The organism is Vibrio sp. 10N.222.49.A3 (assembly GCF_041475145.1).
GTDB classification, from domain to species: domain Bacteria; phylum Pseudomonadota; class Gammaproteobacteria; order Enterobacterales; family Vibrionaceae; genus Vibrio; species Vibrio tasmaniensis_A.
This window is the reverse complement of sequence record NZ_JBFRVM010000190.1, coordinates 6836-15138: the sequence shown is the minus strand read 5'-3', so window position 1 is coordinate 15138 and position 8303 is coordinate 6836. Positions and strand designations below refer to the sequence as shown.

The 8303-nt window shown below is 42.9% G+C and carries 11 protein-coding genes; 1 reads left to right on the top strand and 10 read right to left on the bottom strand.

Annotation, left to right across the window (positions count from 1 at the left end; all coding sequences use genetic code 11):
• The 3 genes from AB4589_RS22380 to AB4589_RS22370 form a co-directional block, all read right to left on the bottom strand.
• Window positions 1-1138 (bottom strand): methyl-accepting chemotaxis protein (locus tag AB4589_RS22380; protein ID WP_372101708.1); only part of this gene is annotated, 1138 nt, incomplete at its 3' end.
• A 441-nt stretch (window positions 1139-1579) separates the two neighbouring features.
• Complete coding sequence (locus AB4589_RS22375; RefSeq protein ID WP_372101707.1) at window positions 1580-2455, bottom strand: NAD(P)-dependent oxidoreductase; 876 nt, start codon at window positions 2453-2455, stop codon at window positions 1580-1582.
• A gap of 12 nt (window positions 2456-2467) precedes the next feature.
• Window positions 2468-3370 carry a LysR family transcriptional regulator gene (locus AB4589_RS22370; RefSeq protein WP_009846047.1) on the bottom strand — a complete coding sequence of 301 codons (903 nt, stop codon included), beginning with the start codon at window positions 3368-3370 and terminating at the stop codon, window positions 2468-2470.
• Between the two features lie 84 nt (window positions 3371-3454).
• Here AB4589_RS22370 and AB4589_RS22365 point away from each other — a divergent pair, with 84 nt between their 5' ends.
• On the top strand, window positions 3455-3706 hold the full coding sequence (locus AB4589_RS22365; protein WP_012601276.1) for a DUF2798 domain-containing protein: 252 nt from the start codon (window positions 3455-3457) through the stop codon (window positions 3704-3706).
• 179 nt (window positions 3707-3885) lie between these two features.
• Here AB4589_RS22365 and AB4589_RS22360 read toward each other — a convergent pair whose 3' ends face one another.
• The 7 genes from AB4589_RS22360 to phhA form a co-directional block, all read right to left on the bottom strand.
• A complete protein-coding gene (locus AB4589_RS22360) occupies window positions 3886-4602 on the bottom strand; it encodes a YebC/PmpR family DNA-binding transcriptional regulator (RefSeq protein WP_009846045.1) in 717 nt (238 codons plus the stop codon).
• Between the two features lie 96 nt (window positions 4603-4698).
• Window positions 4699-4908, bottom strand: a complete 210-nt coding sequence (locus tag AB4589_RS22355; protein ID WP_010432323.1) for a DUF3283 family protein — start codon at window positions 4906-4908, stop codon at window positions 4699-4701.
• Between the two features lie 275 nt (window positions 4909-5183).
• A complete protein-coding gene (locus AB4589_RS22350) occupies window positions 5184-5684 on the bottom strand; it encodes a hypothetical protein (protein WP_372101706.1) in 501 nt (166 codons plus the stop codon).
• Window positions 5671-6042 carry a hypothetical protein gene (locus tag AB4589_RS22345; protein ID WP_372101705.1) on the bottom strand — a complete coding sequence of 124 codons (372 nt, stop codon included), beginning with the start codon at window positions 6040-6042 and terminating at the stop codon, window positions 5671-5673. The genes AB4589_RS22350 and AB4589_RS22345 overlap by 14 nt, the downstream gene beginning before the upstream one ends.
• A 125-nt stretch (window positions 6043-6167) precedes the next feature.
• Window positions 6168-7268 (bottom strand): Fic family protein, encoded by a 1101-nt coding sequence (locus tag AB4589_RS22340; protein WP_372101704.1) that lies wholly within the window; start codon window positions 7266-7268, stop codon window positions 6168-6170.
• 144 nt (window positions 7269-7412) lie between these two features.
• On the bottom strand, window positions 7413-7751 hold the full coding sequence (locus AB4589_RS22335) for a 4a-hydroxytetrahydrobiopterin dehydratase (protein WP_372101703.1): 339 nt from the start codon (window positions 7749-7751) through the stop codon (window positions 7413-7415).
• The coding region (gene phhA / locus AB4589_RS22330) for a phenylalanine 4-monooxygenase (protein ID WP_372101702.1) at window positions 7741-8303 on the bottom strand (563 nt) is incomplete at its 5' end. The genes AB4589_RS22335 and phhA, both read right to left, overlap by 11 nt.

The window sequence follows — 8303 nt, the reverse complement described above, 5'->3', positions numbered from 1 at the left end:
AGTTGGTTTGCTCAGAGATGTTCTTAATTACCTCAACAACACTGCTGATACGCTCTGAGTGCTCTCTAAGTAAATTCACGACCGTTTGAGTTTCTGATATTGATTCAGAAATTTCTTCTGTCGTGTCAGTTGAGTTTTTCAATGTTCCATGGCTTAGCTGAATAATGTCATTCGCTTCCATTGCTGACTGCTCAGCTCTTTGTGCGTTGTCAGCAACGTCTCTCGCTGTTGAAGATAACTCAGTCGCGGCCGTCGCGATTTGCTCTACCGATGATAGTTCATTCAAAGAGTTACTCTGGGATCGCTCTATCAGAGCTAAAGACTCTTCTTGCTTTTGGTTAATTGAATTCATGCTTACACCTGCCTGTGACAGGATATCATTCAATTTTGCAGACAGTTGAGACAAAGAATCTGAAATAGTGTCGAGCTCATTTCCACCCTCTTTCAATTTAACGTCCGATAAACGTCCATTCTCAAGGGCTCTAATCCAATTTACGATCAATGGTAAATTTCTCAATTCTCTTTTCACTAGGAAATAAGATGAGCCAGAAGCAACGATAGAAGAGAAAAGAACCAGCCACCATGAGAAAGAAGAGTTGGACTCTAAAACTGAATCAGAATGGGCTAATTCTTCCTTAGCGACGTCCAATTGCAATGAGATCAATTCACCAAGAACGCCTCCCATATCATCAACAAGGAGATAAAGCTGAGTGATCATCTCAGAATCATCAATCATCATATTTCTATGTTTATCAAGAATTAATGGTACTTCTCGCTCCACCTTGTCTATTTTAAGTTGAAGCTCTTTTGCCAACCCCTCTTCTTCTCGTGTTAGCTGCGTTGCCAGATAATGAAGGAATAGCTCATGAGCCTCTTTCATCGCAACAGAAACACCAGAATAAAAAGCCGTCTGCTCTATCATTCCCACATGGTATTTATTCGCCGCATCAATCACGCTTACCGCGTACAAATCCGAAATACTTTTCAAATCAGATAACGGAATGACTCGGTCCTCGTACACAGAGTGAAAACTGTCCATAACCTCATTTGAGGTAGCTTCGCTTTTTAAGTTGCTTACAACTAAAAAGATAGAAAAGAGCAGTGGAACTAGAAGAAGCTTTGTTGATATTGATTTCATATAATCCTGAAAAATAATGCATGGGAATTTACTAATAATGACGATCATATCACGTTTTTTTATTATTTTATCATTGACTTATAAGCCAACCACCTAAACAGACCAGTTCAGGCAGTGATTATTTCTCAACTATTTTGTAATGGAATAGCAACATAACTTGATCAATTAAACAATTCACAGCATAGAGTGAAGTGAAATTGATACAGATCTCGCAGCACACGAACGGTGCTGATGGACTTTCAACCAAAACAAGCTTACAACCACTTACATTGTTGAAAAATATGTTATTTTTCTTTTTGATTAAAAATAAAAAATAGCCGCTAGTTAGCGGCTATTTTGTCAAAACAGAACGAAGCTTCGACGACTTTTAGTCTCTCTACTTAATCTCGTCTACTATTCAAATTCTTCTATTTCTTAGTTTCTTCTACTTTTTCGTCTCTTCTACTTCTTAGTCTCTTCAACTACGGCTTTCATCAATACTGATGTATCCATGCGACCTTGTCCTTGGGCAGACAGTGTCTTGTAGGCGTTGTTGGTCTTTTCCGTCAAAGGAAGTTGGATGCCTTGGCGTTCTGCTTCATCTAGGCAGAAACCTAAGTCTTTGATCATCCAATCAATGGCAAAGCCGAAATCGAATTTATCTTGCGCCATTGTGGTCGCGCGGTTTTCCATCTGCCATGAACCGGCAGCGCCATTTTTAAGGCAATCAACCAGAGTTGGGATATCAAGACCTGATTTCTCTGCAAGTACCAAACCTTCAGAAAGACCATTCAATACACCTGCAATGCAGATCTGATTGACCATCTTTGCGCGTTGGCCTTGGCCGACTTTACCCATCAGAACTGACGATTTTCCGTAAGCTTCGAACACAGGTTGAAGGCCGTTGAAAAGCGCTTGTTCGCCACCACACATGATGGTTAACACGCCGTTTTCTGCGCCTGCTTGGCCACCAGACACTGGTGCATCCATAAAGCGAACACCCGATTGCTTAGCTGCTATTTCAAGCTCTTCAGACAGAACTGCAGACGTTGTGGTGTGGTCGACAAGAATCGCGTTTGGCTTCATTGCTGCCAGTGCGCCTGTTTCGCTGGTTGTCATGCTGCGTACATCGTCATCGTTGCCCACACAAACTAATACCACGTCAGCTTCCGCGACACACTCAGCCACAGATTCTGCCGTTTTACCTTGGTGTTTATCAGCCCAGTCTAATGCTTTGTTGTGAGTGCGGTTAAACACCGTTACTTCAAAACCGGCTTTGACTAGGTGGCCTGCCATTGGGAAGCCCATAACGCCTAGCCCGATAAAACTTACTTTCATTTCTTTCTCCTTTTATTTGACCAAGTCATCGCTATGAAAAGATCGAACACTCTCAATCAACGCATCAATAAGCAGGGTCAAAGCCTTTGGCTGATATTTTCTTTCTTTGTACACTAAATACGCTTGGCGATCACCCCGATGATACTCAGGGAGCACTTGAATCAAATTCATCTCAGGGGATACATGACGAAAAGGCAATGAAGCAAGCCCCAAACCTTTTTGCGCTGCGGCCGCCACCGCATGAATATCGTTGACGATGAACTTGGGTTTAATCGTGATCATCTGCTCTAAGCGGTCGGATTTGTAGAGCGGCATATCAAACACATCATCAACGTTGATCCAGTCTTGAAGCTCTAGGTCGTCCGGATTTTCAATCGTCTCACGCGAATCTAAGTATTCTTGGCTCGCGAAAAATCCGTGTTTGGCTTTGAAAAGTGGACGAGCAATCATGCCTTCCATCTCTGAGATCTTAAACGTGATCAGTAAGTCACGGTCGGTCTGCGGGATAAACTGTTGCTGGCTCAAGGTAAGATCGAGCTGAACGTTCGGATATTGAGTGAGGAATTGCTCTACCATCGACCTTAAAAAGCCACTATAGAAGTTGTGAGGTACGGCGAGCTTTATCTTGCCTTGAATAGCGTCACGCTCTTCTAGCAAGCTATTAAAGCCCTGATGAATCGACTCCATGCCGCTGCTCAGTGCAGAAAAGGCCGCCTCGCCGTCTTTGGTGGCCACCAGCTCACGACCTTTCTTTTCTAAAAGTCGGATATTCAGGCGATCTTCCAATGCGGTTAGCCTACGCGACATAGTCGACACTGGGAGTTGCAGCCGTTTAGAAGCCGATAGCAAAGAGCCCTCTTCAACCACTGCACAGAATAAGAACAGATCATCAATGTTTCCAAATATGGAATTCATACTTCTATATGTGCCTATTTTTCTCATTAATGGATAGATGTAACCTTATCTCATCAACAACAGAAAATCACGGGAGAACACAGTATGAACAACAAACAATTTTGGGTAACCGCGATTTTATCCTCCCTGACCATGGCGACTATCATGTCTGGGTTAATTTCTGGCTACAAAATGGGATTCAGCCCCGAGTGGCCGCCAATCTGGCTGCAAAGCTTTTTCATTGCTTGGCCGTGTGCTATCACGCTCAACCTCACCGTGCTTCCTTTGATCAGAAAACTCTCAGCATGGATTTGTCGCCCGAGAGCGCTTTGCATACCTGAGGTCACGGAACGATGATCAAGGGCTTATGCTCTAGGAGCTATGATCTAGAAGCTGCCATCAAGGGGCTGCGATCAAAGAGTCATGCTCACGGATAAACGTCTGAATTACGCCCATAAAAAAACCGAGCACTAGGCTCGGTTTTTTGTATTCTACATTCTACTCACAAGAGCAAAGCTATCAATTATAGATTGATATTACAGCTCAGCGTTGTGGTAAACCTGCTGAACGTCATCACAGTCGTCAAGCATGTCTAAGAACTTCTGGAATTTCTCAGAATCTTCTTCAGCTACTGGCGTAGTTGTTTGAGGAACGAAAGTGATTTCCTCAACGTCTAGCGTTAGGTCTGGGAACGCAGCGTTTAGTGCTGTCTTCGTTTTGAAGAACTCAGTCGTTGGAGCGAATACAGTGATAACACCGTCTTCTAGCTCAACGTCAGTCACGTCTACGTCTTCCATCATTAGCGTTTCTAGGATGATCTCGTCATCTTCGCCTGCAAACTGGAATACAGCTTGGTGAGCGAACATGTGAGAAACAGTACCTTCAACACCGATTTTCGCGCCAGTTTTAACGAAACATTGGCGAACGTCTTGGAAAGTACGGTTACCGTTGTCTGTTAAACAGTCAACGATTACGCTTGTGCCACCTGGGCCAAAACCTTCGTAACGAGCTGGTTGGAAGTCTTCACCGCCGCCGCCGTTCGCTTTATCGATCGCTTTGTCGATAACGTGAGCGGGTACTTGGTCTTTCTTCGCTTTAGCAATCAGGTGCTTAAGAGGTAGGTTCATGTCTGGGTCAGAGCTGCCGTTCTTAGCCAGTACGTAAATCTCTTTACCGTATTTAGAATAAACTTTAATTTTTGCGCCTGCAGTTTTCGCCATTGAGGCCTTGCGCACTTCAAAACTTCTTCCCATCGGGATCTTCTCTCTGATTCAATTAACGGTGCAAATTCTAGCAAATTACTGCGTCATTTCAATTCAACAGCTTTGCTGGGTAAGGTTTATCTGCGTTTATGCGACACCCATTACCCGTTTGTATTTTTCTACAGACTGCTCAAACCAAGCCTTTTCTTCTGGATCACCTAGCTTCATTGCTTCTTCAACAATGGCTTCAGGGCCACATTTCGCTTGCTTCAGTTTCCATACAAGAAACGATGCTTGCTTATCCAGTTCGATTTTATTTTTCTCACTGGGTGGAAGGAGTGAAAGGTTGATAGACATTATTAGCCTTCGTCTGTAATACGCTTGGCCGAGAAATATATCATAGAGCAGCCTCATAAAACCAATACTATGAGCAATAGTGGGGGTTGTAGGACGAGAAAGCAGCAAGTCGCTGATGCAGGTCAAGCTAGTTTGGGAAAGTGCGTTTAGCTCAAAGCACCAACAAGTTTGCACGATATGAGCCAGTTCCCATATAAAACCGAAAGGTTATATTTTCGAAAGCTAAATATAAAATGAATCCGGAGAACACTGAGCCTCAATGACTTTGCTCCTGTTTATTTCTCACTACCAGTGGGAACGCGCGTTAAGCCCTGCTTATTACTCACATAGAAAAACAAAGCGGCATCCCACGAAGACTCCATCAAATGAGAATAGATAGACATATTTTGTTTATTCTTATTTATAAATAACTCTTTAATCGTGCCCAATGTGTTTGTGTTGGCATCAATCTGAGTCTGACAGTATTTAACAATAATGACAGGAGGAAGAGAGCCACCAACTCGAAATATGATGTATCCATCTCGTTCCAATTCCATACGAGAGTAGATTTTCATATTGTCAGGAGCTCCATCAATATCATTTATAATCTTCTTAAGCTTGCTATAAAACTCTAGTCCATCACAAAAACATTTATCATTAGCAATAAAACCATTGATTTCGTTAGTTTTATTACAATAATCCTCAACTGATTCAGGAGTAACTGGATACCGTGTCTCATTAATAATGTAACTACTTAAAGTTTTTAACAGCTCAGTCTCGCTCTTAGACAGTTTCATACCTAAGTCCAAAGCAACACTTACTAAGTTTATGGCTATAAGCTCTGACCTTTTTTTCAAGTAAATCTTTAGGCGCAGATATGAGTAATGACACAACCCCTGATTTAAGTAACAACTCAAGTGAATATCCCAACATCAAAACACTCGATTTGTAAGCAGCATCTTTGATAGTTAAGACCTCAAAAACATCACTTGATGTGTAAGAGGTAGTCCTCATTAATGATTCAAGTTCTAATGTTTTCTGATTGCCGCTTTCTCTAAGTAATTTCGCACTAATGAGTTTGCTATCTGCCTCTTTAACCCAATCAAATTTATTGAAGATACCTTTTTCGCCACTCGATTTTAAAGGTGCTTTCATCAAAGTCCTACTGTCTCGGTTCATGTATGTTTAATTGACTGAATGTTGGTTTGTAATTGAAGATTAGAATACCACTGAAATCCGGTCACTAGAGGCATATAAGTTGAAGTATGAGTGTATAAACCCTACTCCGGCAACAGATAGCGCGTGCTTCTGCCACCAGAACCAGATTTGACTAAGCAGCCATGCTCAATCAAAGCGTTCAAATGACGTGTTGCAGTGGCACTACTTACCTTCGCTACCTTTTTATATTGACTAGCATTAATGCCTTCTGAAAAATCACCATCGAGCATCCTATTCAACACTTTTACTTGCTCTGCCGTAAGCTTGGTTTGATCAACACATCGCCAATAATTGGTCTTATATACAGTTTGGTCGACCTCAGCGAAAACGCCTGTAAACGTCTCGTCTAACGTATCTAAGAACCACATCAACCATTCGCTAATATCGAGTCCCCCTTTCTGGGTTCGCTCCAATATCTCGTAGTAATGCTTGCGGTTAGCGAGAATCCCCACCGACATCGCATAGAAACGTACCGACTGCTGCTCGGCCTGTGCTAACGCCAAGTCAGTCAACAATCGAGTAATACGACCATTACCATCATCTAACGGGTGTAAGGTGATAAACCAAAGATGAGTTATCGCAGCTCTAAGTAAGGGATCGAGTGTAGCGTCGGCAAGTGAATCATTGAACCATGTGATAAACGCATCTAACTCAGCATCAAGAATGTCTCGGCTAGGTGCTTCAAAGTGCACGGTTGGACGGTCAATTCTTCCTGATACCACTTGCATCGGAGTGTCACCTCTTAGCTGACCTCCGACTACAGGGTTAAACATGGTGTAGCCTTGAGAAAACAGTCTACGGTGCCAATGTAAGATCCTATCAAGCGCTAATGGCTCTGTTAGGTTCTGCACCGCATCCAACATAATTTCAGCTAGGCCATCGGTTTGTTCTGTCGTAGGAAAAGGTCGATCTTCACTGACACCGAGTTTATTGGCTAAAGAAGATCGGACCGAGAAAGCATTAAGCTTTTCTCCCTCAATCGCACTGGAATGGACTATGTTCGCTAATAAGGTGTCGAGCATGGTTTGGGATTGATCCGCAGACTGTGAGGCAATCTTGCCCAATAGAATGCCCTGATTAAGCCGTACTTCTCTTAACCTCACGCCTATTTTCTGATTATCCCAAACAAAGTTTGGCCAATTATCTTGCTGCCAAATCCACATATTACGCCCCATGATGCGAAAGTATCACTTATTCAACTCATACTATGAGCTGTTTAAGGAAATTATTCAACTCACATTATGAGCTGAATAATTAGATAATCGCATCAAAGAGATAAGAAAGACAGCTCCTCGAAACCCAAAAGTCTATTCACTCACCGCGAACACATCGCAGCGTGAGGCGCAGATGAAGTCATTTTTGTGGAGGCCTTTGATTGAGTGGCTCCACCAAGTGACGGTGACTTTGCCCCACTCCAGTAAGATCGAAGGGTGGTGGAACTCTTCTTCTGCTAACTCTGACACTTTGTTGCTGAATGCCCACGCTTGTTTGTAGTTCTTAAACTTAAACACCTTCTCAAGCTGTGGGATGCCATCTCTTTCGATGATCAGCCAATCAGACAACTCCAACAGTAAAGATTGTTGTTCATCTTTATTAAGAGAAATTGCATCGATACTGCAGGCTTCGCATTTTTGTTCATTCAACATGTGTTGGTTCCTTGGGTTCAAAAAGTGGTGGTAGTAACCCCGCGTCGATGGCGAGATCAGCTTGCTGTAATAGGTTTTCCTGACTGATTTTAAAGAGCTCAGATAGCTCGTCGATCACGTAATATTTCGGCTGCATGATGTCGATGCGATAAGGGGTTCTCAACACCGTTTGCAGATCGAACCGCTCACGAACCGCCAAATCACCGCTCAATGCGTACATGGTTTCCGCCGGAGAAGAGAGAATGCCACCGCCATAAATTTTCAGTTGTTGGCCTTCTTTTACTAAACCGAACTCGACCGTAAACCAATACAAACGGGCCAGGTAAGCGCGCTGTTTGGATGTAGCGGCTTGGCCTAGTTTTCCATAATGCTCAGTGAATGCTGCGAAATCAGCATTAGTGAGCATGGCACAGTGGCCGAAAATTTCATGAAAGAAATCAGGTTCTTGTAAGTAATCGAACTCGTCTCGCGTTCTCAAAAATGTCGCAACTGGAAATTTCTTATTGGCAAGCAAATCAAAGAATCGGTCGAAATCGATCAATGCAGGCACAG

What these genes read in the sequence shown, in the direction of transcription:
- AB4589_RS22345 (WP_372101705.1), bottom strand. Translation starts at nt 6,042, where the DNA reads ATGAAAGCACCTTTAAAATCGAGTGGCGAAAAAGGTATCTTCAATAAA.
- AB4589_RS22335 (WP_372101703.1), bottom strand. Translation starts at nt 7,751, where the DNA reads ATGTTGAATGAACAAAAATGCGAAGCCTGCAGTATCGATGCAATTTCT.
- AB4589_RS22370 (WP_009846047.1), bottom strand. Translation starts at nt 3,370, where the DNA reads ATGAATTCCATATTTGGAAACATTGATGATCTGTTCTTATTCTGTGCA.
- AB4589_RS22365 (WP_012601276.1), top strand. Translation starts at nt 3,455, where the DNA reads ATGAACAACAAACAATTTTGGGTAACCGCGATTTTATCCTCCCTGACC.
- AB4589_RS22340 (WP_372101704.1), bottom strand. Translation starts at nt 7,268, where the DNA reads ATGTGGATTTGGCAGCAAGATAATTGGCCAAACTTTGTTTGGGATAAT.
- AB4589_RS22350 (WP_372101706.1), bottom strand. Translation starts at nt 5,684, where the DNA reads ATGAAACTGTCTAAGAGCGAGACTGAGCTGTTAAAAACTTTAAGTAGT.
- AB4589_RS22360 (WP_009846045.1), bottom strand. Translation starts at nt 4,602, where the DNA reads ATGGGAAGAAGTTTTGAAGTGCGCAAGGCCTCAATGGCGAAAACTGCA.
- AB4589_RS22375 (WP_372101707.1), bottom strand. Translation starts at nt 2,455, where the DNA reads ATGAAAGTAAGTTTTATCGGGCTAGGCGTTATGGGCTTCCCAATGGCA.
- AB4589_RS22355 (WP_010432323.1), bottom strand. Translation starts at nt 4,908, where the DNA reads ATGTCTATCAACCTTTCACTCCTTCCACCCAGTGAGAAAAATAAAATC.